This is a genomic window from Larkinella sp. C7 (assembly GCF_006149005.1).
Classification (GTDB): Bacteria; Bacteroidota; Bacteroidia; order Cytophagales; family Spirosomataceae; genus Larkinella.
The window spans coordinates 1-292 of record NZ_VBSL01000056.1 but is presented as its reverse complement, the minus strand read 5'-3'; the positions used below and the strand labels follow the sequence as shown (position 1 = coordinate 292).

Sequence of the window (292 nt, the reverse complement as noted above, 5' to 3'; positions counted from 1 at the left end):
TTATTCCGTCAATCCCAACTTTTAGAAATGAGTTGAAGGCTGACTATAAAAATGCTTCAGTGACTTTTGAAAAGGCTTTTCAAAATATTGAAAAAGATCCTGCAGAATCAGTAGGTTATGCTAATTCAGTTCTTGAGAGTATCATGAAGGAAATTTTGAAGGATAGTAGATTTTCGGATATCAATGCTTCTAACTTAACGAATGGGAAATTAGTGAAAGCTATTTTAAAGAAGTTTGAGCTTGATCCTAGTTTAGAAATGCCTGACGAAATGAAAAGTATCGGAAGTTCCCT

Annotated in this window: 1 protein-coding gene; it reads left to right on the top strand. The window is 33.6% G+C overall.

Annotated elements, in window-relative coordinates; translation table 11 throughout:
• A partial coding sequence (locus FH871_RS34335; RefSeq protein ID WP_212768302.1) for a hypothetical protein occupies positions 1-292 on the top strand: 292 nt, incomplete at both ends.